The organism is uncultured Solobacterium sp., from assembly GCF_963550625.1.
Taxonomy (GTDB): Bacteria; Bacillota_I; Bacilli_A; order Erysipelotrichales; family Erysipelotrichaceae; genus Bulleidia.
This window is the reverse complement of sequence record NZ_CAUVCV010000002.1, coordinates 126091-150052: the sequence shown is the minus strand read 5'-3', so window position 1 is coordinate 150052 and position 23962 is coordinate 126091. Positions and strand designations below refer to the sequence as shown.

At 37.4% G+C, this 23962-nt stretch carries 22 protein-coding genes and 1 other annotated feature; of the genes, 20 read left to right on the top strand and 2 right to left on the bottom strand.

Annotation, left to right across the window (positions count from 1 at the left end):
* Positions 1 to 5: 5 nt before the first annotated feature.
* Positions 6 to 272 (bottom strand): 30S ribosomal protein S20, encoded by a 267-nt coding sequence (gene rpsT, locus RYK16_RS02280; protein WP_006525443.1) that lies wholly within the window; start codon positions 270 to 272, stop codon positions 6 to 8.
* A gap of 111 nt (positions 273 to 383) precedes the next feature.
* Between rpsT and fmt the strand changes: the two genes are divergently transcribed.
* From fmt to RYK16_RS02180, 20 genes are all read left to right on the top strand, one after another.
* On the top strand, positions 384 to 1322 hold the full coding sequence (gene fmt / locus RYK16_RS02275) for a methionyl-tRNA formyltransferase (protein ID WP_314850496.1): 939 nt from the start codon (positions 384 to 386) through the stop codon (positions 1320 to 1322).
* Positions 1323 to 3128: a translation elongation factor 4 gene (lepA, locus tag RYK16_RS02270; protein WP_314850494.1), complete on the top strand. Its 1806-nt coding sequence runs from the start codon at positions 1323 to 1325 to the stop codon at positions 3126 to 3128. It begins immediately after the preceding gene.
* Complete coding sequence (gene hemW / locus RYK16_RS02265) at positions 3118 to 4215, top strand: radical SAM family heme chaperone HemW (RefSeq protein WP_314850493.1); 1098 nt, start codon at positions 3118 to 3120, stop codon at positions 4213 to 4215. Before lepA ends, hemW begins: the two co-directional genes overlap by 11 nt.
* 132 nt (positions 4216 to 4347) lie before the next feature.
* Positions 4348 to 4614, top strand: a complete 267-nt coding sequence (rpsO, locus tag RYK16_RS02260) for a 30S ribosomal protein S15 (RefSeq protein ID WP_294021472.1) — start codon at positions 4348 to 4350, stop codon at positions 4612 to 4614.
* Positions 4615 to 4687: 73 nt separating this feature from the next.
* Complete coding sequence (locus RYK16_RS02255; RefSeq protein ID WP_314850491.1) at positions 4688 to 5389, top strand: ABC transporter ATP-binding protein; 702 nt, start codon at positions 4688 to 4690, stop codon at positions 5387 to 5389.
* Positions 5389 to 8832, top strand: a complete 3444-nt coding sequence (locus RYK16_RS02250; RefSeq protein ID WP_314850489.1) for an FtsX-like permease family protein — start codon at positions 5389 to 5391, stop codon at positions 8830 to 8832. Before RYK16_RS02255 ends, RYK16_RS02250 begins: the two co-directional genes overlap by 1 nt.
* A complete protein-coding gene (locus tag RYK16_RS02245) occupies positions 8832 to 9497 on the top strand; it encodes a GIY-YIG nuclease family protein (protein WP_314850487.1) in 666 nt (221 codons plus the stop codon). The genes RYK16_RS02250 and RYK16_RS02245 overlap by 1 nt, the downstream gene beginning before the upstream one ends.
* A 90-nt stretch (positions 9498 to 9587) precedes the next feature.
* Positions 9588 to 11810, top strand: a complete 2223-nt coding sequence (gene pnp / locus RYK16_RS02240) for a polyribonucleotide nucleotidyltransferase (protein ID WP_314850486.1) — start codon at positions 9588 to 9590, stop codon at positions 11808 to 11810.
* 47 nt (positions 11811 to 11857) lie between these two features.
* Positions 11858 to 12511: a tRNA (guanosine(46)-N7)-methyltransferase TrmB gene (trmB, locus tag RYK16_RS02235; protein ID WP_314850485.1), complete on the top strand. Its 654-nt coding sequence runs from the start codon at positions 11858 to 11860 to the stop codon at positions 12509 to 12511.
* 34 nt (positions 12512 to 12545) lie between these two features.
* Positions 12546 to 13220 carry a hypothetical protein gene (locus RYK16_RS02230; protein WP_314850484.1) on the top strand — a complete coding sequence of 225 codons (675 nt, stop codon included), beginning with the start codon at positions 12546 to 12548 and terminating at the stop codon, positions 13218 to 13220.
* A gap of 101 nt (positions 13221 to 13321) precedes the next feature.
* Positions 13322 to 14182, top strand: coding sequence for a hypothetical protein (locus RYK16_RS02225; protein ID WP_314850483.1), 861 nt, complete (start codon positions 13322 to 13324; stop codon positions 14180 to 14182).
* A gap of 76 nt (positions 14183 to 14258) precedes the next feature.
* Complete coding sequence (murC, locus tag RYK16_RS02220) at positions 14259 to 15638, top strand: UDP-N-acetylmuramate--L-alanine ligase (protein WP_314850482.1); 1380 nt, start codon at positions 14259 to 14261, stop codon at positions 15636 to 15638.
* 246 nt (positions 15639 to 15884) lie between these two features.
* A complete protein-coding gene (locus RYK16_RS02215; RefSeq protein ID WP_314850481.1) occupies positions 15885 to 16187 on the top strand; it encodes a CsbD family protein in 303 nt (100 codons plus the stop codon).
* Between the two features lie 362 nt (positions 16188 to 16549).
* Positions 16550 to 16939, top strand: a complete 390-nt coding sequence (locus tag RYK16_RS02210; protein WP_314850479.1) for a DUF948 domain-containing protein — start codon at positions 16550 to 16552, stop codon at positions 16937 to 16939.
* Positions 16932 to 17618, top strand: a complete 687-nt coding sequence (locus RYK16_RS02205; protein WP_314850478.1) for a hypothetical protein — start codon at positions 16932 to 16934, stop codon at positions 17616 to 17618. The genes RYK16_RS02210 and RYK16_RS02205 overlap by 8 nt, the downstream gene beginning before the upstream one ends.
* Positions 17619 to 17628: 10 nt before the next feature.
* Positions 17629 to 18633 (top strand): LacI family DNA-binding transcriptional regulator, encoded by a 1005-nt coding sequence (locus RYK16_RS02200; protein ID WP_298664386.1) that lies wholly within the window; start codon positions 17629 to 17631, stop codon positions 18631 to 18633.
* Positions 18630 to 18828 (top strand) — a binding site (T-box leader). (Overlaps the previous gene by 4 nt.)
* Positions 18829 to 18871: 43 nt before the next feature.
* Positions 18872 to 20119, top strand: coding sequence for a tyrosine--tRNA ligase (gene tyrS, locus RYK16_RS02195; protein ID WP_314850476.1), 1248 nt, complete (start codon positions 18872 to 18874; stop codon positions 20117 to 20119).
* Positions 20120 to 20191: 72 nt separating this feature from the next.
* Complete coding sequence (locus RYK16_RS02190) at positions 20192 to 20695, top strand: hypothetical protein (RefSeq protein ID WP_314850474.1); 504 nt, start codon at positions 20192 to 20194, stop codon at positions 20693 to 20695.
* A 12-nt stretch (positions 20696 to 20707) separates the two neighbouring features.
* Positions 20708 to 22351 carry a polysaccharide biosynthesis C-terminal domain-containing protein gene (locus RYK16_RS02185; protein WP_314850473.1) on the top strand — a complete coding sequence of 548 codons (1644 nt, stop codon included), beginning with the start codon at positions 20708 to 20710 and terminating at the stop codon, positions 22349 to 22351.
* Positions 22352 to 23053 (top strand): pseudouridine synthase, encoded by a 702-nt coding sequence (locus tag RYK16_RS02180; protein WP_314850472.1) that lies wholly within the window; start codon positions 22352 to 22354, stop codon positions 23051 to 23053.
* Here the strand turns inward: RYK16_RS02180 and ispH are convergent.
* Complete coding sequence (gene ispH / locus RYK16_RS02175) at positions 23034 to 23945, bottom strand: 4-hydroxy-3-methylbut-2-enyl diphosphate reductase (RefSeq protein WP_314850471.1); 912 nt, start codon at positions 23943 to 23945, stop codon at positions 23034 to 23036. The genes RYK16_RS02180 and ispH overlap by 20 nt on opposite strands.
* Positions 23946 to 23962: the final 17 nt, after the last annotated feature.

The following is a 23962-nucleotide window of genomic DNA, read 5'->3' as shown; positions in this document are numbered from 1 at the left end:
GTTTTTTATTTCTGAATGGAATTGACAGCCTTAGCGAGTCTTGACTTCTGACGAGCAGCATAGTTGTTATTCTTGATATGAGATACAACTGCCTTGTCTAAGCACTTATTTGCTGTGTTGTAAGCAGCAGTAGCAGCTTCAACGTCCTTAGCTTCTACAGCTAAAAGAACCTTCTTGATTGCTGTCTTTAGTTCGCTCTTCTGTCCAGCCTTCGCATTCTGTCTTTTCAGATTAGTTAGTGCGCGCTTCTTCTGTGACTTGATATTTGCCATGAGTACACCTCCTGTCCACTTATTAGCATTAGGATTATATCAAAGTGAAGTGTAAAATGCAATGAAAACCCCAAAAAAGTAGGGTATAATATCACGGTGGAGGTATGAGAGATGAAACAGACACGAATTATATTTTTTGGTACAACTGAATTTGCTAGCGGTATATTACAGACCTTAATTGATGAAGGATATAACGTCGTAGCTGTTGTTTCCCAACCAGATAAACCGGTTGGTAGAAAACATACCATCCAGATGACACCAACACATGCTTTAGCAGATCAATATCAGATTCCAGTGATTCAACCAGACCTCCTAAAGGAACATGTGGATGATGTGTTGCAATATGAACCAGAGTTAATCTTAACTTGTGCGTATGGACAATTTGTACCAGTACGCATTCTAGAATATCCACGTCTTGGTTGTATTAATGTACATCCATCACTTTTACCAAAGTATCGTGGAGGAGCACCGATTCATCATGCGGTTATGGGTGGTGAAACAGAAACTGGTGTAAGTCTAATCCAAATGACAAAAGCCATGGATGCAGGAGATATCTATGCTAGAGTTATAACACCACTTGGTAAAGATGAAACGATGGCAGAACTCAACCAGCGTTTACTAGTATTAAGCAAGCAATTAGTGAAAGAGAATTTAGAAGACTATATTGCAGGCAAGCTAGTGGGAGAACCACAGGATGAAAGTAAAGTAATCCTTGGATTAAATATTACAAAGGAAGAAGAGAAAGTAGAGTTTGCAGTTGAAGATGTACAAACTCTATATAACCACATTCGTGGTTTAATTGATTGGCCAATGCCATATGGTGTAGTTGATGGAAAACGTATCAAGTTCTGTAAGGTTAGAATGAGAAAAGAAGACCATCAATCAAAACCTGGAGAAATCTTAGGTTTTAAGAATCACGCGATGGAAGTCGCAAGCATTGGTGGTATTATCGAAGTTTATGAACTACAGCCAGAAGGCAAGAGCAGAATGACAGCAGATGCTTATGCCAATGGTGCAGGTAGAAATATGATTGGGAAGGTATTTGAGTAAATGGATCAAAAGCATATACGAAATTTCTGTATTATTGCCCATATCGACCATGGTAAATCGACATTGGCAGACCGTATTCTTGAAATGACAGAAACGGTAAAAGAACGTGATATGAAAGCTCAGCTTCTAGATGAAATGGATCTAGAAAGAGAACGTGGTATCACAATTAAACTAAATGCAGTACAGTTAAGCTATACCGCAAAAGATGGACAGGAGTATCTTTTTAACTTGATTGATACACCAGGTCACGTCGACTTTACATATGAAGTATCACGCTCACTAGCAGCTTGTGAGGGTGCGATTTTAGTCGTTGACTCTACACAAGGTGTCCAAGCACAAACACTCGCAAATACCTATTTAGCTTTAGATAATAACCTAGAAATCCTACCTGTCATCAATAAAGTAGACATGATGAATGCGCAACCTGATGTTACTATCCGTGAGATTGAGGATATTATCGGTTTGGATTGTAGTAATGCGCCACTTATCTCTGCACGAAGTGGATTAAATGTTGATAAAGTTTTAGAACAGATTGTATCTCATTTCCCTGCACCAAGTGGAGATGAAAACGCACCACTACAAGCATTAGTATTTGACTCATTCTATGACCCATACCGTGGAATTATCGCATTAATTCGTATCCGTGAGGGTAGTCTTTCTGTTGGTGATAAGATTCGCTTTATGGCAACAGGCGCAGAATATGAAGTATTAGAGGTTGGTATTCGTAATCCACGTGAAGTAAAGATGAATACGTTAATGTGTGGTGACGTAGGTTGGTTTGCGGCTTCAATCAAGTCCATCCAAGATGTACGTGTCGGTGATACTGTGACAAAAGTAGATAATCCAGCAGAGAAACCTTTATCTGGATATCGTAAGTTAAACCCAATGGTATATTGCGGTCTATATCCAACCGATGCCGCAAAGTATGGAGACTTACGCGAAGCGTTAGATAAACTGCAGTTAAATGATGCGTCTTTACAGTATGAACCAGAGACATCCCAAGCATTAGGCTTTGGTTATCGTTGTGGATTCTTAGGACTTCTACACATGGATGTTATCCAGGAACGTTTGGAAAGAGAATATAACCTTGACCTTATCGCAACTGCACCATCCGTTATCTATCATGTATATTTAACTGATGGTTCAATGATTGAAATTGATAACCCAGCTAGAATGCCTGATGCGGCTAGAATTGACCGCGTTGAAGAGCCATATGTAAAGGCAAGCATCATGGTTCCGGATACCTACATCGGTGCCATCATGGATTTATGCCAGAATAAGCGTGGTATCTATCAGACAATGGAAATCATCGATACTGGTAGAAATATGATTATCTATGAACTACCACTTTCAGAAATCATCTTTGATTTCTTTGATAAGTTAAAGTCATGTTCAAAGGGATATGCTTCATTAGACTATGAACTGATTGGCTATCGTGCACAAGATCTTGTGCGTATGGATATTCTATTAAACGGTGAAAATGTCGATGCATTATCCGTGATTATTCACCGCTCTGAAGCGTATGCACGTGGTTCTGCAATTACAGTGAAGCTAAAGGAACTCATCCCTAAGCAACAATTCGAGATTCCTGTACAGGCTGCCATTGGTGGTAAGATTATTGCTAGAACAAATATCAAGTCTTTGCGTAAAAATGTACTTGCCAAGTGTTATGGTGGTGATATCTCCCGTAAGAAAAAACTTCTAGAGAAACAAAAAGAAGGAAAGAAGAGAATGAAGGCAGTAGGATCTGTAGAGATTCCACAGGAAGCGTTTATGTCTGTTCTATCTATGGATGATGATAACTAAACCAAAGCATCTTTATTTGCATGTACCATTCTGTCGAACAATTTGTTCGTATTGTGATTTTTGCCATGTAGGCTATCAAGAAACAGTCGCAAATCAATGGTTAGAAGCAATCAAAACCGATATTCAAAATCGTCATATCAATGAGAATCTACGAACGATTTATATCGGTGGTGGTACACCAACTGCACTATCTTCATCACAACTAGATCAATTGCTCAGTTTATTAAATCCCTATGCACGCATGGTGCAGGAATATACGATTGAAATTAATCCGGAAACGTTTGATGAAGATAAAGCAAAGATATTACAAAAGCACGGTGTAAACCGTGCGAGCATAGGCTTTCAAACATCAGATGAAAAACTACTGCAGATGATGAACCGGCATCATCGATTAGAAGATGTCGCAGAAACAATGAAACTATTACGTAACTATGGTATTGATAACATCTCACTAGATTTAATGTATTCTTTACCTACACAGACAATGGAATCATTAGAGAAGTCTTTGCAGGATGCGATTGCATTAGAACCTACACATCTTTCGTTATACTCATTAACAATCGAACCCAATACAGTCTTTGCGAAAAAGGGATATGAACATCTTGAGGATGATATTGAAGCAGATATGTATGAATGGATTTGTAAGATGCTGTCGAAGTTTGGCTTTGTGCAATATGAAATCAGTAACTTTGCGAAAGCAGGTATGATTTCACAACATAACTGTGCGTATTGGAACTACCAAGACTTCTATGGAATCGGCTGTGGTGCCAGTGGTCTAGAAGGAAGTACACGTTATGATATTCCAAAGAACGTAAGAAAGTATATCGAGGATTCATCTATCAAAGACACAATCGAATTGGCTCCTCAAGAACAAATGTTTGAGGCAGTCATGATGGGATTACGTTTGAAAGAAGGAATGCAGATCCAGCTTTTTGAAGAAAGATTCCACACATCTGTATTGGAAGTTTATTGTACTCAGATTAATAAGTTATCTAACGAAGGAAAACTCATCCTTGAGGGAAATCGTCTTCGTTGTAGTGAAGAGGGCTTTGAAATTCTAAACAGTATTTTATTAGAGTTTATGTAGTACCTGTTGGTATTAAATATTGCATACATAGCGATTGTATGCTATTATCTAATGGCTTTCTTGCTGGGGATGACGTATCCTCAAAAGTTATGCTCGGTTTGGAAGTTCTATAGAAAGAAAGAGGAAAATAAAATGTTAACAAAGGAAACAGTAGCTCAGATTACTAAAGATTTCGGACGTAAGGAAGGCGACACAGGTTCTGTTGAAGTACAGGTTGCTCTATTAACACATCAGATCAACTCATTAACAGTACACATGCAGGCTAATAAGAAGGACTATTCTTCTAACCGTGGTCTATTAAAGATGGTTGGTCGTAGAAGAAAGATGCTTGATTACCTCAAGAAGCATGACGTTAACCGTTACCGTGAATTAGTTCAGAAGTTAGGTTTAAGAAAGTAATTGTAAAAGCAGTCATTAGACTGCTTTTTTTATGTTTCAGGTGTACAATTATATTGGAAAAGAGTCAATAGTCATGAGCTATATTACATTTCAAGAAGTTAGAAAAACATATCATGTTGGTGAAATTGATATTCACGCCTTGGATGGAGTCAACTTTGAGGTTGATAAGGGACAGGTTGTCATTGTGGCTGGTGCTAGTGGTGCTGGTAAGAGTACAATCTTAAACATCCTTGGTGGAATGGATACTGTCACCAGTGGAAAAGTGATTGTAGATGGTAAACATGTTGATGCGATGAATGAAAAAGAATTAACAGACTACCGTCGTTTTGACATTGGCTTTGTATTTCAGTTTTATAACTTAGTGCAGAATCTGACTGCTTTAGAAAATGTAGAGTTAGCTTCCGAAATTTGTAAAGATCCACTTGACCCAGTAACAGTTTTAGAACAGGTGGGTTTACAAGATCGTATGTATAATTTTCCTGCTCAGTTATCTGGTGGTGAACAACAGCGTGTAGCGATAGCTAGAGCGATTGCCAAGAACCCTAAGTTACTCTTATGTGATGAGCCAACTGGTGCCTTAGATTATGTAACAGGAAAACAAATATTACAGTTATTACAGGATACAGCACGCTTGCATGGCATGACTGTTATTATCATTACGCATAATCTAGCAATTTGTCCGATGGGTGATTTAGTCTGCCATGTGAAAAATGGAAAAGTCATCTCTATGGAAAAGAATGATCATCCAAAGGATATAACGGAGATAGAGTGGTAATGGCGAAAAAGGTATTTCATAAAAACGTATTTCGCTTAATCAAGTCGACGAAAGGTCGATTCTTTTCACTATCCGCAATTGTATCGATTGGTGTTGCGTTTTTTATTGGTGTTAGTGCAAGTGCACCAATGATGGCTGCTAGTGTAGATTACTATGATGATAGTTATGACTTAAAGGATTTTACGATCTACTCAAATTATGGATTCAAAGAGGATGATATAGAAGCCTTAAAGAAGGTGGATTCTGTAAGTGCAGTTGAGCCAGGTTATTTTGTGGATGAGATTGCGACTAGTGGTGAAGGAACACAACTTGTACGTATACACTCTTATGATTCAACTCATACAATTAATCGCTTTAAACTTGTCGAGGGACGTATGCCACAAAATGACCATGAAGTCGTTGCGGAGCGAAATGGAAATATCAAGTCCGGTTTTGAAATAGGGGATACAGTAAAACTATCACTTCCTGATGGGTCTCGAAGTGGTGTTTTACCAGTGCAGGAAGTAACTGTAGTTGGTGTGATTGATACCCCTCTATATCTCAACATGTCTAAGGAAACAAGCACTTTAGATAACTTACCAATTAATTCGTATCTATACATTCCTTCGACTGCATTCGATTCTTCAAATTATTTAGAAGTAAATATTTTAACAGATGATGGTAAAGGGCTATCTTCTTTTTCGGTTTCATATGAAACATATATTGCAAATGTCAAAAAGAAGATTGAAGCACTTGCGACAACACAACAAACAGCAACTGCACGTAAGATTAAAGAAGACGCAATGACTGAGTACAACGATGGTATGCAGAAGTACATCGATGGAACAAAGCAATATCAAGATGCACTGGATACTTATCAAAAAGAAATTGCGGATGCGCAACAAAAGCTAACTGAAAGTAGAGCAGATGTCGCTGCTGGAGAAGTAGAGATTGCTAGTGCGAAAGAGAATCTTGTCAATGCGCAAAACGTGTTAAATACAGAGAAGCTTAACCGACAAGCAGAGATTGATAATCAACAGGAAATCATCAACCAGAATCGTGCAACACTACAATCTAGTCAACACGCTTTAAATAGTCAAAAGGCTACTCTTGAACAAAACGAGCATAATCTTACTACAGCTTTAGCTGCGATACCGGATGCGATTACGTTATATCAAACAGAAATTCAATTTAGACAAGGTATCGCACTGTATGGAATTAGTCCAACAACACCTGTATCGCTTTTAATTATGTTTCGAGCAGATTTAAGACAGTTATGCGATGCAATGTTTCCAGAAGGATATACTGGTAAAACAATCGGTGATTTACAGGATGCTTTAGATGATCACTTACAAGAAATCGATCAAAACTTCTCATTAACTGCTTCCACAAAGGAAGATCGATTACTTGAATTACAGAACTTACAAACACAATATACAAATGACTTAGCAACTGTTCAGAATGCTTTAACAGTGACGATTCCTGCATCTCAACAACAAATTACAGATGGATTGGCTGCAGTTGACCAAGGGCAACAACAACTCAATCAAGGACAGGCTACGTTAAACCAAAAGATTGCAGATGGTCAAGCTGAGATTGATGCAGGTTGGCAAGCAATATACACAAACGAAAATAAACTGGCAGATGCAAGAGTACAGATTGCGAATGGTGAAGCACAATTAAATACTGCAATTACAGAAGGTACAAAGAAGTTAAATGATGCATTAGAAGAGTTAAATCTTTCGAAAGCAAAGTTAGCGGATGCGAAAAAGAAGATTGATGATTTAGCGGAAGGAAAGTGGACAATACTGGATCGCAAATCTCATTATGCAAGTGTGACATTCAAGAATACAGTGCAGCAAATGGAAGCTATTTCTCGTGTATTCCCTGCATTCTTTATCTTGGTTGCAGCACTTGTGTGTCTAACGACAATGACACGTCTTGTTGAAGAACAACGTAATGAAATTGGTACTTTGCGAGCACTAGGATATACAAAGTGGCAGTGCACATTGAAGTATTTATTCTATGCAATCTCAGCAACCCTGATTGGCATTGTCGTGGGAAGTATACTAGGACTTAGTTCGTTCCCGTTGATTATCTATCATGCATGGAGAATGATGTATATCTTACCTCCAATTCGTTTTGTAGTACCTTCAGGTTTGATTAGCCTAACAGCGATGGTGTTTATCTTCGCAATGAGTATTGCGACTTGGTTTGCATGCAAGGCAGATACACAGGATGTACCATCACAACTGATGCGTCCAAAAGCACCACCAATGGGTAAGAAGACATTCTTAGAGAATATTCCATTGATTTGGAATCATCTTAGTTTTACGGATAAGGTAACGATGCGTAATATCTTCCGTTATAAGAAACGGTTCTTTATGACGATTGTAGGTGTCGCAGGATGTACTGCACTCATGTTGATTGGATTTGGTATTCGTGATTCCATTTCAAACATGGTTGATATTAACTTTAAAGAAATTATCCAGTATGATGGCATGGTTAGTTTTGAAGATGATGCAAGTGAACAAGTAAAAGCGGAAGCTTTAAAAGAAATACAATCAACTGATAATGTTACAGATGAGCATATTGGCTTTGTTTATACGACGAAAACGTATGATGACAAGGTTGATGAAACTGCTTCAGTTCATGTCTTTGATCAAGATGGAATTAATCGTGAGTTTAACTTGCGTACACGGATTGGCCATAAACCTATTTCGCTGACTGATGATGGTGTTATCATCAATGAGAAGTTAGCTGAGAATCTAGGTATTCAGATTGGAGAACATATTACCATCGAAGATGCGGATGGAAATCCACATCAAGTAAACGTCAGTGGTATTACAGAGATGTATATCAATCATTTTGTATTAATGAGTCGTCAGTATTACAAAGAAGTATTTGGTAAAGAAGCTGGCAGTAATATCATCTACCTATCTACGACAGGTGATGATGCGGCCCAAAAGTTACTGGCAAATGAAATTTCGACGATTCAAGGTGTTGAAGGTGTTTCATTGTATAGTGGACAACTTGATAACTTCAATTCTATGGTCAAAGGTCTAAATGGCATTATTTGGGTACTAATCATATCGAGTATGTTACTAGCATTTGTTGTACTCAGTAATTTAATTACAGTCAATATTAGTGAACGACAGCGTGAGATTGCGACCTTAAAGGTTCTTGGTTTTAGAAGAGCTGAGGTCAAGAAGTATATCTTTAAAGAAAATAATCTACTTGCCGGAATTGGTGGTATTGTTGGAATTCCAGTGGGTATTGCATTACATCGTTATATAATGCGTACTGTAGAGATGGACTATTTGATGTTTGGAAGAAACATTAAATGGATAAGCTTCTTCTATGCTTTCGTATTAACGATACTATTTAGTGTGATAGTCAATCGAATGATGACCAAGAAACTAAATGATATTCGCATGGTAGAGAGTCTAAAGAGTGTAGAATAATGAATTATACCTATATACTTGAATGTGAAGATCATACCTACTACACGGGTTGGACCAATGATTTAGAGAAAAGATTTCAAGCCCATCTAAATGGGAAAGGGGCTAAGTATACAAAGTCACATCGTCCTTTGCGCATCGCATATTACGAAATGCATGCGACGAAGAAGGAAGCGATGCGAAGAGAGTGGAGGATCAAGCAAATGACAAAGAAAGAAAAAGTACAATTAATTAAAAGTCCATTAACGAATGTGGAACTATTTGATAAAGAGAAGTTGAAGAAAGCTAAGTTTAATCGCCAGTTACATATCTTATATGCGCCAAGTACTGGTAAGGTCATTATGGAGATGAATGATGTGGCTGCAGAGATTTTATGTAAGGATGAAGTATTTGTTGAATTACCGGTTCAAAATAATGAAGATTGGGAAACACATGAGCCTGTTATCAACCGTAATGGAGATTCTTTCTCAGTGAATATTGCCAGTGATGATCATCCAATGGATGGTGACCATCATATTGTGTTTGTGATTTTGCAATATGAAAAGGGTTATCGTGTTGTGTATTTTGATAAGGGTGAAAAACCAGAAGTAAAGTTCTATCAGGATGAGCCAGTCATTGCGGTCTATGCATACTGTAATCAACATGGTCTTTGGTGCATTGAAGCATAATAAAGACATATTCAATTTACAGTGTGGCTGTGGTACAATGGGAATGTTGAAAATTTGAAAAGTCGAGAACAGACAGAGGTTAGAAGAGAAATGGAAAAGTACAAGAAGAGCTGGGAATTTCATGGCCGTACATTGACAGTCGAAAACGGTGAAATTGCCAAACAAGCAGGAGGTTCTGTAGTCATTCGCTATGCGGATACAACAGTACTATCTACAGCAACAGCAAACAATCAAGCAAAGGATACAGATTTTTTCCCATTAACAGTTTTATATCAGGAAAAGATGTATGCCGCAGGTAAGATCCCTGGAGGATTTACACGTCGTGAAGGTAGACCAACAGAACATGCAACATTAACTGCACGTTTAATTGATAGACCAATTCGTCCTTTATTTGCGGAGGGTTTCCGTAATGAAGTACAAATCGTTAATACAGTATTATCATGCGATCCAGACGCTAGTTCTGAGATGGCATCCTTATTCGGTTCATCATTAGCACTATGTATTTCAGATATTCCGTTTAACGGACCTGTAGCTGGTGTAATGGTTGCTCGTGTTGATGGCGAATACATCATTAACCCAAGTGTTGAACAGGAAAAGAATTCTGATTTAAATGTAACAGTAGCTGGTACAAAGAACGCCATCAACATGGTTGAAGCAGGCGCTAAGGAAGTATCAGAAGAAGATATGCTGAAGGCCTTGATGGTTGGTCATGATGCAATCAAGGAATTATGCGCAATTCAGGAAGAAGTTATCGCTGCTTGTGCAAAGGAAAAGATGGAAGTTTCGTTATATGAAATCAACCCAATTGTTAAACAGTTGGTTGATGAAAAGGGTGCTCAGCGTATTCGTGAAGCAGTTTCTATTAAGGGTAAACTTGAACGTTACGGCAAGATTGATGAATTGATTGCCGAAATGGAAGAAGAAGTTGCTAAGTTAGAATGGGAAGATGATAAGGCACGTGAAAAGGCTGTTAAACAAGCACATGAATATGGTGTTGAAGTTGAAGCAGGTGAAGTACGTCGCTTAATCTCTGAAGAAAAGATTCGTCCAGATGGACGTGGATTAGATGAACTTCGTCCACTAGATTCACAGGTTGACTTACTACCACGTGTACACGGCTCTGCGTTATTTACTCGTGGAGAAACACAGGTATTATCTGTTACAACATTAGGTCCATTAAGCGATGCACAATTGATTGATGACTTAACAACTGAAACAGAAAAGAGATTTATGCATCAATATAACTTCCCACCATTCTCTGTTGGTGAAGTTGGACGTATGTCTTCTCCTGGACGTCGTGAAATTGGTCATGGTGCTTTAGGTGAAAGAGCGCTCTTACAGGTATTACCTACAGCAGAAGAGTTCCCATACGCAATTCGTACCTGTGCTGAAGTATTAGAATCTAATGGTTCTTCTTCACAGGCAAGTATCTGTGCAGGCACAATGTCATTAATGGCTGCTGGTGTTCCTATTAAGGCAATGGTAGCTGGTGTAGCAATGGGACTAATTACAGTTGGAGATACATACTCTATCTTGACAGATATTCAGGGTATGGAAGACCACTATGGCGATATGGACTTTAAGGTAGCTGGTACACGTAATGGTATCACTGCATTACAGATGGATATCAAGGTAACTGGTATTTCTGAAGAAATCCTACGCGAAGCTTTAGCACAAGCACATAAGGGTCGTATGGAAATCTTAGACAATATGGAAACAGCAATTTCCGCACCACGTGATCATGTATCCGAATGGGCACCAAAGATGGCTCAGATGATGATTCCAGTAGAGAAGATTCGTGTTGTTATTGGTAAGGGTGGCGAACAGATTGATAAGATTATCGCTGCTTGTGATGGTATCAAGATTGATATCACAGATGATGGTAAGTGCGTATTCTATCATACAAAACAGGATATGATTGATAAGGCAATGCAGATTGTTGGTGACTTAATCCGTGAGGCGAAGGTTGGCGACATCTATGATGCGACTGTATCAGAAGTACGTGAATCATTTGCCTTTGTAACGTTGTTCCCAGGAACAGATGCATTACTCCATGTCAGTGAACTTGCTTGGACTCGTGTAGACAAGATTCAAGATGCATTACATGTAGGTGATGTAATTAAGGTTAAGGTTACTGGTGTAGATCCAACTGGTAAGGTTAAGGTTTCTGCTAAGGAATGCTTAGAAAAGCCAGAAGGTTATGTAGAGCCAAAGAAGATCTTTAAACCACAAGGTAAACCAAATTTCCATGAAAAGCGCGAAGGTGCTAATGTGGAACGCAGAGTTTTCAAGAAAAAAGAAAACGCTGAATAATCAATAAAAGAAGGCGTATAGCCTTCTTTTTCGGAGGGAAAGTAACTATGCGTATGCGTAAAAAGAAATGGGCAGAACCATGGATTGAAGAACATCGTGATTTTGTCTATCAAAATCCAGTAGAAAATAAAGGTAAATGGAAAGAGTTACTACAACGCGATACATTACATTTAGAGATTGGTACTGGTAAAGGTGGATACCTCAACGGTATGGCAAGACTTTATCCAAATGAAGCGTGGGTAGGAATTGAAAAAGATATTAGTGCTGGTGCAGTCGCTGCACGTCATGCGGTAGAAGAAGATAATCCACTACTAGAGAATAAACGCTTTATCATTGCCAATGCGGAACAACTTCAGGAGTGGTTTGCGACTGGAGAAGTAGATGTCATTCATTTAAACTTCTCTGATCCATGGCCAAAAAAAGGCAATCATAAGCGTCGTCTTAGCAGTGCGAAGTTTTTAGAGATGTATCGTGATATTCTTACAGAAGATGGATATATCCGCATGAAGACAGACAATAAAGATTTGTTCGAAGATTCAGTATTGTATTTCTTACAGAATGATTTTACACTCACAGAATTCTCTGTCGACTTCCGTCGCGTAGAACATGCGGAAGATGTGATTACAGAGTACGAAACTCGCTTTATGGAACTTGGACAACCAATATATCAACTTTGTGCCAAGCCATGCAGACATAAATAAACTGTGATACGATAATGCAAAGGGGGGGTAAACTATGGGAAAGAAGATTTTACTAGTCCTATTATGTGTTCTATTAACTGGTTGTATGCAATCTAATCTTTCCATGCAGGAAAGATTAGAACAAGAAATTACAACAGTTAGTGCTTTGCCTATCCCTAGTGCAAGTCATCGCAAACCACTCTATACCTACTATACAGAACCATCGATTGGACATTATCGTTCTACTGAAACTTCAAATGAGTTTAGCTTTCAATCTACAAAGTTTGTATTAAATCTAAATGTACAAGCTATCATGGATTCTTCCACGGATATAACACAATCAATCTATACACAAAAGCCGATTGCTAAATATTCTGGAAGCTTTCAAAATTTGCTCGATGAAACAGTAGAGTATGAATGCGAAATCTATCAGGTAAATCATCATTTTGCAGTATTCTTTACATCTTCTGCAGCAAACTTATTTGGGGTTGCTCAAGTTGGAAATGCAGCAGAACTTGCAGGGAAAATGTACTCTATTGCACGAAGTGTAATTGTACGAAAAGATGTTGTATTACAGGTGTATACACATGAAAGTGCAATTGATTATGAAGGGGAAGCAATCAATCTGTATAAGGATATTGCACCAGAGGAAGGAACCTTACAAGAGTTAATTGATGATAAGACTCGTATCGATAATAAAAAAGATAAGAGTAAAACAACTGATAATTGATGAAATCATACTTAAAACGCGTTATTTTATGATAATATATAACTTAACAAGGAAAGAGAAATAGAATAAAATACTATTGTATATAAGAAAGGATAGACCTTATGCTCAAGAAATTACAAAACTTATTATTTGAGGATGATGACGAATTTGTAGAAGACAATACTGAAGCAGAACAAGTTGCAGCCTCTGCTCCAGTAACACCTGCTGTAAAGCCAGAAACATCTTCATTACAGCAAACAGCAAAAATTCCAGTTATAACTGAGCAAGCACCTGAGATTCCAGCAGTACCTGCATTACCAGTTGAACCAGAAACAGTTGCTGAACAAGAACCTGTAAAAACATCCTCAGTATTTTTAGATAATGAACCTAAGAAGTCGACAATGATTAATCTTGATGATGAGGATAGCAAACCAGTTGAGAAGAAGCCAGCTGTTAAGCCTGAAGTAAAGCGTGAAGAAGTGAAGCCTTCTAAGGAATATCGTTTTAATCCAGTTATCAGTCCTATCTTCGGTATCGATGAAAAGGATATGGATGCCGTAAAGACAACTACTTCCAAGCTCACTGAAAAAGAAAAGGCTAAGTTCGAAAAGAACGTTACACCAATTCTTTCACCGATGTATGGTATCGCTGTTGAAAAGCCAGTGAAGCCAACTATTAAGGTTGAAGAACCAGTTGTGACTGCAACTGTAAAGAAGAGTGAACCAGTAACGATTCCATCACCAACTGTTGAGGATGAGATTCCTGAATTCTCATTAGATGATATTCTCAGCACACGTGATCAAGAACCAAAGCAGGAAGATGATGATTTGTTTGGGACAACAGCAACTTCTGAATTTGATTTCGGTAACGATGATCAATTATTCCCAAATCTAAGCTTTGGTGATTTGGAAAGAGAGACTGCTGAAGATAGTACAACAATTATCTCTCGTTCAAGTTTGAACGATCATAGTTCACGTAAATAAATAGTTTATCAAAACGGTCGTTAACGTTTGAAAGAGATTCGCTTTCGATGTCGACCGTTTGTTTTTTGGAGGTCTTATGAAAAGATATACATTAGATTTTAATAAGCCAGTTCATATTTTCTTTATCGGAATCGGTGGAATTAGTATGAGTGGTCTAGCAAAAGTGTTGGCAGATCGTGGGTTTCAGGTGAGTGGATCTGATAACCAAGAAACTGAACTAACGAAGATGCTAGAACAACACGGTGCGAAAGTATACTACGGTGGTCAAAAGGCTGAGAATATCACAGATGATATTGATGTAGTTGTGTATACGGCTGCGATTCATCCAGATAATCCTGAGTATATTGCTAGTGTAGCGAAGAAAATTCCAATGATGACACGGGCAGAGTTACTTGGGGAACTGATGGAGAACTATCAGAATAGTATCGCTGTTAGTGGTACACATGGTAAAACTTCAACAACTTCAATGTTGAGTTATATCTTGATGGCAGCTAGTACTGATCCAACAATTAGTTTAGGTGGTATGCTTGCGCATATTGGTGGTAATATCCGTGTTGGTAGAGGACAAACATTCTTAACAGAGGCTTGTGAATATACAAATAGTTTCTTAGAGCTAAAGCCACTTGTTGGAATTATCCTAAATGTAGAAGCAGATCATTTAGACTTCTTTAAGGATTTAGATGATATTCGTTTATCCTTTAGAAAGTTTGCTGCAGGTATCAAAGAAGGCGGAACACTTGTAATTAACCATAGTATTCATAATAAAGAGTATATTATCGGTGATTTTAAGGGTACTGTGATTAGCTTTGGTGAAGGTGGGGATATGCATGCAAGAAATATTGTCTATGATGCATTAGGTAATCCTGGTTTTGAAGTGTATTACAAAGATGAAAAACTTGGTGATGTTCAACTCTTAGTTCCAGGTATGCATAACGTAGATAATGCATTAGCCGCAATCGCAACAGCTTATAGTCTTGGTATTGATTTTGATGCGATAAGGCAGGGACTAGTAAGCTATAGTGGTGTAGATCGTCGTTTCCAATATAAGGGTAAGTGTAATGGTGCAACGGTAATTGATGACTATGCGCATCACCCACAAGAAATTGAAGCTACTCTCAACGCCGCAAAACATTATCCACATAAGAAGTTATATGTTGTATTCCAACCACATACCTATACACGTACATCTTCTTTACTGGCTGAGTTCGCAAAGGCATTAGAGAATGCGGATGTAGTAATACTTGCAGAAATTTACGCTGCTCGTGAAGTGAATACAACAGGTATAAGTGCAGAAGATATCTCAAAGTTAATGGATCAAAGTAAAGTTACATCCTTCTACTTACCAACTTTTGAAGAGATTGAAGACTACTTACGTAGTCATCTTGAAGAAGGAGACCTATGTATTACCATGGGTGCTGGTAATGTAACAGAAATTGGACCAAAACTTGTTCAATAGTGATTAACCGATTGGTGTAATTCCAGTCGGTTTTTATTAACAAATCCAAAGATATGTGCTTATTGTTAAATGAAATTTAAGATGTCTATGATTATATGAAATACAATATATATGCTATGATGACGTTGCTAAAGTATATGAACTACTTGAGAGGGATTTTCTCGATTATTTAGTATACTCTATGCAAAACTCTATGATTCAATTAGAGTTAACGAGCATATATGCTCGAGAAAAGGAGGACATACTATGTCATTGAATGATAAAATCGATCAAGTAAAAGGTGCAGTAAAAGAAGAAGTAGGCAAATTAACTGGTGATGTGAAAACAGAAAAAGAAGGATTTGCGGAAAAGGTAACTGCTAAAGTAAAGGAAGTTGCTGAAGGTGTTAAGGATACTTTTGAAGGAACTGTAGATGGCGTTAAGAATATTGTTAACGAAAATAAGGATGATGTTACTGAAAAGGTAAATAATTTCGCTAATAATGTAAAGGATGCTATTGAGGGTACAATCGACGGTATCAAAAATGTCGTAAATAAAGACAAAGAATAATCTAATAAAAATGAGCCTTGTAATGTGTCGAATAATTTACAAGACTCTTTTTTAATTGCTTATAATCCGCATTAGAAATTTATATTGTATGAATATTAGATCATAAATATGATTTAAATAGATTTGCTATAGATAATCGTAAGCGTAACCACTTATTTTTGAAATTGTTTCATATTTATAATATTTAATCTGATGTTCATGTTGAAACTAATAATCGAATTATAAGTAGATAATTACACCAAAAATATTGAATAATGTTATAAAAATGCGAATTTATCAATTGTGGGAATTATTTGAAATAGCATATTCTATGATTGAAAACTTTTTCATAAATGACTATAATGGTGGAAAGAGGTAATCATATGGATCAATTGATACAAGATTTACAAATCGTATGTACACAACTATTACCAATTATAGGAGCAGTAGTGTTGGTGTTTTTGTGTATCTTATTACGAAAGCTGTGGCAGACTATCGACGCTTTAAGGAAAACAATCGAAGGTTTAGATCCTACGCTACGTTTAGTGGATAAGAGTATCGAGAAGGTTCAAGCACCATTAGATACTGTTGCCAAGTACAGCAAGACCTTTGATAAGGTTCATGACAAGACATCTGCTGCGATTGGTAAAGTAACAGATTTTGCAAATGATAAATTAGATTCATTGAAACAAACAATTAAGACTGGTGTAAATCCAGAGGAAGATCTTCCTGTACAAGTTCAGGAAGTTGAAAAGGAGACTACAAATGGCTGATGAATTAAAGAAAGATGAAAAATCTACATTCAACGAGTTTGACGACAGTACTGAGCCTATTGAATCAATTCAAAAGACAGTTGAGGATCTCAAACGTAAAATTCAAGAACTAAGTACGGAAGAAGAAGGAAAGATTACAACTGAAGAAACTTCTGAAAAGGAAGATGAACAGTTTAAGATTCCTGATTTTATCGCACCACATGCGGAAACATTGCAGCAGATGAAAGATACAACTGTGAAAACTTTTAATACGGTCAAAGAAGAAGTTGTAGATAAGACTAAGAAAGCAGCTTCTGTTGTCAAAGAAAAGGCTGAAAAGCTCAATGAAAACGAAGATATTCGTAAGACATTAGATTATATTAAAAAGAATGCGACAAAGGCTTATGATACAGCGATGATTAAGCTTGATGAATTCAAGCAAGATCCTAAAGTAAAAAATGTATCAGATAAGGCTAGTGATGCTTATCAACAAGCCAAGGATTATATCGTACCTAAGACAAAAGAACTCACAAATGTTATCAAGGACACAACACAAAAGACAATTACAAAGGTAAATGATTTTGTAAGTCGTCCTGATGTACAAGATACGATTCAAAAAGTGAAGGATACTACAAAACAAGCTGTAGATAAGAGTATTGAAACAGTACGCAATATCATTCACTCTAAGGATGAAAAGTAGGAGGGATACGATGAAACGAGTAACAATCTACGATGTCGCTAAAGAAGCTGGCGTTTCGCTAGCTACCGTTTCCCGTGTAATCAACGGTTCAAACGTTGTAAAAGCACCTACAAAAGAACGTGTTGAAGCTGCAGTAGAAAAGTTAGGTTATAAACCAAATGCGATTGCACAAGGCCTAGCATTACAGAAGTCTACTTCTATCGGTTTAGTAGTTCCTGAAGCTAGCTTTACTTATACAGGTCAAGTTATTAATGGTTTGATTGATGTAGCTAAGATTTATAACTATAACATTATGTTACATACAATCACTGCTGGTATTACAGATATCAATACGGTAATTGAAGATATTATCAAGTCACATGTGGATGGAGTAGTAATCTTCAATGATAAGTTAGTAGCTGGTGATATGGATGCATTAAGCAAGTACAATATTCCAATCGTTGTCATTGGTAACAAGATTAATGGTAAGGGTATCAGTAGTGTTTATGTAGATATCAAAAAAGCTGTCTTTGAACTTGTTTCTAAGTTCTTAGAAGAAGGTAAGGATAACATTGGCATCTTAGAAGATCGTAAGAATCCACAGCAATATGAAAAGATGATTGCTGGAGCAAAGAAAGCATATGAAGCGCGTGGTAAGAAGTTTACTGGCGCAATTTCGATTCCTTCTGATGCACGTACATCTTATGCATTCTTATCGAAGTGGATGAAAGACCATCGCTATGATGTGGTTATCGCAAATAGAGATTCCCAATGCTTCGCATTGTTAAATGCTAGTAGAGAAAACAACATTTCCATTCCAGAAGAAATGGAAGTTGTATGTGTACTCGATACGAAGTATAATTCCATGGTACGTCCACAGATTTCTAGTTTCTCCATTCCATCTTATGACTTAGGCGCTGTTTCTATGCGTGTTATGACAAAGTTATTACAGAATGAAGAAGAAAATCACGAAGAAAAGGGCGAAAGCATTGAATTAAGTTATCTGTTTACTCCAAGACAGACAACAAAGAACTAAAAGCGTTGAATAGAATGAGTAGTCACATGTATGCATGTTTAGAGAGATTCCGGTTGGTGAAAGGAATTCTGTATCGGTGATGAATACATCTAGGAGCTGTTTATCTCAAAAGGTAGGCCGTTACTCTGCGTTAAAGAGAAATGAGTGTACGATGATTCGTAAACTAAGGTGGTACCGCGCTGAGGCGTCCTTAGAAATATGGGCGCCTTTTATTATGGCGCTAGGAAAGGATTAGTATATGAATTTTATTGAAGAATTACAGTGGCGTGGCTTAGTCAAAGATTGTACAGATAAAGAAGGACTAGGCGAACAACTTAAGAATCCAACAACAATCTACTGTGGATTTGATCCAACAGCAGATTCTCTCCATGTAGGACACTTACAACAAATCCTATTATTACGTCGTTACCAATTTCAAGGACATCAACCAATCGCATTATGTGGTGGTTTTACAGGTATGATTGGTGATCCACGTCCTACAACAGAAAGAAAACTATTAACACATGAAGAAGTACTTCATAACGCTGAGTGTATCCGTGAACAGTTAGCAAAATTTTTATCCTTTGAAGGCTCTAACGCAGCTATCATGGAAAACAACAATAACTGGTTGGGCGAGATGAACTTATTAGCCTTCTTACGTGACTATGGTAAGTTATTTAACATCTCTTACATGTTACAAAAGGATACCATCAAGAAGAGATTAGATTCTGGTATTTCTTACACGGAATTTAGTTATACAATCTTACAGTCTATTGACTGGTATAACTTATTTAAGAAGTATAACTGCCAGATTCAGATTGGTGGCTCTGACCAATGGGGTAACTTAACTTCTGGTATGGAACTGATCCGTAAGATGGAGGGTGATAATGCGAAGGTATTCGGCATTACTTCTCCATTAATCACAAAGAGTGATGGGTCTAAGTTTGGTAAGTCAGAAGGTAAGAATATCTGGTTAGATCCTACTCGTACAAATGCGTATGAATTCTACCAGTTCTGGTTAAATACACCAGATGCGGATATTGTAGACTACCTTAAGAGACTAAGTTTCCATACACCAGAGGAGATTATGGGTTATGAAGAATCTCTTAAGAATGCACCTGAAAAGCGTGAAGGTCAGAAAGCACTCGCAGCTGAACTAACAGAACTAGTTCATGGTAAAGATGGTTTAGAGAAGGCACTCCGTATCACAGAGACATTCTTTAAGGGTGACATTATGACTTTATCTCCAGAGGAGATGAAGGAAGGTCTAGCAGATGCCAAGAAGGCAGCTGTAGAAGATGGTGTAACTTTGATTGATGCACTTGTGATTGCAGAAGTATGTAAGTCTAAATCGGAAGCCCGTAAATTAATTGAACAGGGTTCTGTATCAGTAAACGGTAATAAGGTTACAGATATTCAGGCTGTATTACATCAGTCAGAAGCTATCAACCAAGAATTCTCCATCCTTAAAAAAGGTAAAAAGAATTACTTTGTATTAACATTCTAAAGCATGCGGATAGTCAAAAGGCTATCCGTTTTTATAACTGTTCTATGGTATAATTACAGGCGAGGTATTTGTATGTATAGATATTTATTGGTCATTGCAATCTGTATCTGCATGTTATCTGGTTGTGCTAAAAAAGAGGCAGAAACAAACGCGGCTATGAAATTATATGAAAGTTATTATACAGAAGTTTTAAATACAAAAAACTATCTAGATTCTAGTGATTATTTTTCGATTAGTACAGAGATGACACAGTTATCGGATGGTACATATCGTTATTATGTAATTATAGACAATCCAAAGACTGAAATGTATCATTGCCGTATTTTTGCGGTGGAAAATGATATTGCGTTTGCGGATAATGACAAGATGATGCCGTCGTTAGGTGTTTTTGATACGGATGTATCACTTGTACCAAATCAAGTGGATAAATCAAAGGGTCTAATGAAAGGACTTGTTATCAGTGGTGAAAGTTCTGAAGATCATATTAACTTGAAATTTGTTGTAGAATGGCGTGATCAATCAAATAAACAAGTGGTAAAACAGTACATACAAAAAGAGCTTCAATATAAGAAGTAAGAGGAGTTGGATATGAAAGAAACAAATACAATTAAAAAATCGTTTATTGCCAGTTCCTTGACGACTTCTGCTGGTATCTTTATTACAAAATTAATCGGTTTATTCTATATCGTTCCATTTAAAGCAATTGTTGGACAGCAGGATATGATTTATTATTCTGCTGCATTTGACTATTATACGATTCTATTACAAATCTGTAGTGCTGGTATTCCATTTGCCTTAGCAGCACTCGTTGCAAAATATCTTTCTAAAAATGACTATAAGACGGTTGTGTTAGTACGTATCTTAGCGACAAGTTTATTAATGGTTTCTGGCTTTGTGATGGCTGTATTATTCATTGGCTTTTCAGGGCCATTAGCTGCTCGAGCATTAGGTGGTACGTCCTATACAGCCAATGAACTAGCGGCGATGCAAAACTCATTCGTGATTCTTGCGATGGCTTTATTCTTGGTATCTGTTTTATATAGTTATCGTGGATATTATCAAGGTGCGAAGGAAATGCAACAGTATTCCTTATCACAGGTAATTGAACAATTTGTACGTGTAGGTTTCTTACTTGGTGCAGGTTGGTTTGTTGTGTACATTCTACATCTTCCAAAGATTGTGTATATCTATACAGCGGTTGGTGGTACTGGTGTCGGTGCGATGGTAGCCTTACTACAGTTTATGAATTTTGACCGTAAACACTTTAGGGATGTACAAGAAAAAGCCAAACTACAATCTACAAACTCCGTTGCAATCAAAGAGTTGATTCATGAGTTTGTGATGTATGTGATTCCATTCTTGCTAAGTTCTATCTTGGCAAACTCACAGGTACTTGTGAATACAAACTTCTTTGTGTCTGTGATGGAAGGCTTAGGTATGCAACATAACCAAGCCACAATGTTATTGAGTATTATCCAGACAAACTGTGATAAGTTAACATCTATCCCACAGGTTATCGGTAATGGTTTTGCGGCCGGTGCTGTTCCATTTATCACTGTTTCTTTAGTTCATGCGGATTGGAAGGGACTACGTAAGTCGCTAGAAGACTGTCTTGGTACAGTATTCTATATTGTTATTCCAGTCTGTGTATCGATGGCTGCTTTATCCGGTCCTATCTATTACATCATGTATGGCGCTAAGGAATTAGAATATGGCCAGGTAGCTTTATTTTGGTCCAGTATCTTAGCGTTTGGAACAACAGTAACACCAGTATTATTATCAATCTTATTGTCCTTAAAGATGAGAAGACATACTCTGATTTACTTCTCAATCGGATTCTTGGTTAAGGTTGTTACATTCTATCCATGTTGTTATTTATTTGGATATTCAGGGGCTATCATCTCTAGTATTCTTTGTGAGATTACATTTATCGCACTAAGTATTTATAAGATTCAAAAGACATATCCAGTGCGTGTGAAGAATATGATTATTCGCTTGGTGAAGATTATCATTTGCTGTTTTGCGATGAATGGTATTTATGTCATCATACGATGGATTGGCATCGATCCTACACAATATTCTCGTTTATTAGCGATTATATTCGTAGCTATCATTGGAACATTAGGAATGGGAGTATACTTTGTTAGTAGTGAATTATTCCGTCTACCTAAGTCTATCTTCCATCGCGATTTACGTGGAATGTTCAATCGTATTCTACGTCGAGGTGCCTAAATGTTACGCCTAGACCGTATTCTAGCAAATGCACGTGTTGGCAGTCGTAGTGAAGTGAAAAAACTTGTCAAAGAGAAACGTGTTCGTGTCAATGGTGAAATCGCAAAGTCTTCTGACATGCGTGTTGATGAAAATACAGCAGAGATTTTTGTGGATGATATTCCTGTAGTTTATGAAAAATATGTTTATTACATGTTAAATAAACCGGCTGGATATATCAGTGCTACAGAAGGTAAAAACTGTCCTACTGTTTTAGATTTAATTGCGGAAGATTATAAAGGAATGTTTCCGTGTGGACGTTTAGACAAAGATACTGAAGGCTTGCTTATGATTACCAATGATGGTCCTTTGGCACATGAACTATTATCGCCAAAGAAACATGTTGAAAAAGAGTATTATGTAGAACATACACTACCACTAACAGAAGAGGATATTGCAAAGATTGAATCTGGTGTTACATACAATGGTGTAAGTTATAAACCAGCAGTATATAAAAAAATCTCTGATACTTCTTGTACACTGATTATTCAAGAAGGGAAGTACCATGAGATTAAATTCATATTCAATTCTATTGGTGATAAAGTTGTATATTTGAAACGCCTTCGTATGAAGAATCTAGTTTTAGATGAAACTTTAAAACCAGGTGAATATAGGCCTCTTACCAAAGAGGAATTAGAAGATCTTAGATTAATTGCACGTTAACAGTCTCTGGTAATTGCCAGATGCCTGTGCGTGCATATTCATTTAAGAAGTCAACGACTTGGTCGGTGATAGAGTTTGGTGTAGATGACCCACTTGTGATTGCGATACGTTTATGTCCATCAATCATGTCTGGAGTTAAATCTAGAACACTGTCAATGAGATAGGATTTTTGGATGCCTGCATGTTTGGCAATCTTGGCAAGTTGATTAGAGTTATTGGAACGTACATCCCCGACAACAATAAGCAAGTCAACATCTTGTAGTTGTAGTACTGCTTCTTGGCGCTTGCTAGTAGCGTTACAGATTTCCTTTGCGACAATTGCGTCAGGGAAGAGTTTTTTACAGTGTGCGATGATTTCAGCTGTATCTAACATGGAAAGTGTTGTCTGATTGGTAATGAGAATATTCTTAAGAGATACATTCTTGAGCGTATCTACATCATCAATGGATGTCACAAGATGAATCTTATCAGAGATACCAACAGTTCCTTCGGATTCAGGATGATTCTTCTTACCGATATAGATGATGTCACCAACTGCACTATGTTCCTTAACAAGGTTATGTGTACGGATGACATCAGGACAAGTCGCATCAACGCAAGTAAGTCCCTTGGCTTTCGCAGCTGCGATAACATCATCACTTACACCATGAGCAGTAAAGATAACGATACCACTTGGAATTTCTTCTAATAGTTCCATGCGTGTCTTATTCTTATCCTCAACAAAGTTGATACCTAACTTGCGACAAGCATCAACTACAAATTGATTATGTACAATCATACCCAACATTGTGACAGGGGTATCTGGGTTTTCTTTGACTGTTTTCTTTGCAATGAGAATTGCACGAACAACACCTTGGCAATACCCTCTAGGGATGACTTTTATGATTTCCATATCAGAGTCCTTTCAAA

What these genes read in the sequence shown, in the direction of transcription:
- rpsT (WP_006525443.1), bottom strand. Translation starts at nt 272, where the DNA reads ATGGCAAATATCAAGTCACAGAAGAAGCGCGCACTAACTAATCTGAAA.
- fmt (WP_314850496.1), top strand. Translation starts at nt 384, where the DNA reads ATGAAACAGACACGAATTATATTTTTTGGTACAACTGAATTTGCTAGC.
- lepA (WP_314850494.1), top strand. Translation starts at nt 1,323, where the DNA reads ATGGATCAAAAGCATATACGAAATTTCTGTATTATTGCCCATATCGAC.
- hemW (WP_314850493.1), top strand. Translation starts at nt 3,118, where the DNA reads ATGATAACTAAACCAAAGCATCTTTATTTGCATGTACCATTCTGTCGA.
- rpsO (WP_294021472.1), top strand. Translation starts at nt 4,348, where the DNA reads ATGTTAACAAAGGAAACAGTAGCTCAGATTACTAAAGATTTCGGACGT.
- RYK16_RS02255 (WP_314850491.1), top strand. Translation starts at nt 4,688, where the DNA reads ATGAGCTATATTACATTTCAAGAAGTTAGAAAAACATATCATGTTGGT.
- RYK16_RS02250 (WP_314850489.1), top strand. Translation starts at nt 5,389, where the DNA reads ATGGCGAAAAAGGTATTTCATAAAAACGTATTTCGCTTAATCAAGTCG.
- RYK16_RS02245 (WP_314850487.1), top strand. Translation starts at nt 8,832, where the DNA reads ATGAATTATACCTATATACTTGAATGTGAAGATCATACCTACTACACG.
- pnp (WP_314850486.1), top strand. Translation starts at nt 9,588, where the DNA reads ATGGAAAAGTACAAGAAGAGCTGGGAATTTCATGGCCGTACATTGACA.
- trmB (WP_314850485.1), top strand. Translation starts at nt 11,858, where the DNA reads ATGCGTATGCGTAAAAAGAAATGGGCAGAACCATGGATTGAAGAACAT.
- RYK16_RS02230 (WP_314850484.1), top strand. Translation starts at nt 12,546, where the DNA reads ATGGGAAAGAAGATTTTACTAGTCCTATTATGTGTTCTATTAACTGGT.
- RYK16_RS02225 (WP_314850483.1), top strand. Translation starts at nt 13,322, where the DNA reads ATGCTCAAGAAATTACAAAACTTATTATTTGAGGATGATGACGAATTT.
- murC (WP_314850482.1), top strand. Translation starts at nt 14,259, where the DNA reads ATGAAAAGATATACATTAGATTTTAATAAGCCAGTTCATATTTTCTTT.
- RYK16_RS02215 (WP_314850481.1), top strand. Translation starts at nt 15,885, where the DNA reads ATGTCATTGAATGATAAAATCGATCAAGTAAAAGGTGCAGTAAAAGAA.
- RYK16_RS02210 (WP_314850479.1), top strand. Translation starts at nt 16,550, where the DNA reads ATGGATCAATTGATACAAGATTTACAAATCGTATGTACACAACTATTA.
- RYK16_RS02205 (WP_314850478.1), top strand. Translation starts at nt 16,932, where the DNA reads ATGGCTGATGAATTAAAGAAAGATGAAAAATCTACATTCAACGAGTTT.
- RYK16_RS02200 (WP_298664386.1), top strand. Translation starts at nt 17,629, where the DNA reads ATGAAACGAGTAACAATCTACGATGTCGCTAAAGAAGCTGGCGTTTCG.
- tyrS (WP_314850476.1), top strand. Translation starts at nt 18,872, where the DNA reads ATGAATTTTATTGAAGAATTACAGTGGCGTGGCTTAGTCAAAGATTGT.
- RYK16_RS02190 (WP_314850474.1), top strand. Translation starts at nt 20,192, where the DNA reads ATGTATAGATATTTATTGGTCATTGCAATCTGTATCTGCATGTTATCT.
- RYK16_RS02185 (WP_314850473.1), top strand. Translation starts at nt 20,708, where the DNA reads ATGAAAGAAACAAATACAATTAAAAAATCGTTTATTGCCAGTTCCTTG.
- RYK16_RS02180 (WP_314850472.1), top strand. Translation starts at nt 22,352, where the DNA reads ATGTTACGCCTAGACCGTATTCTAGCAAATGCACGTGTTGGCAGTCGT.
- ispH (WP_314850471.1), bottom strand. Translation starts at nt 23,945, where the DNA reads ATGGAAATCATAAAAGTCATCCCTAGAGGGTATTGCCAAGGTGTTGTT.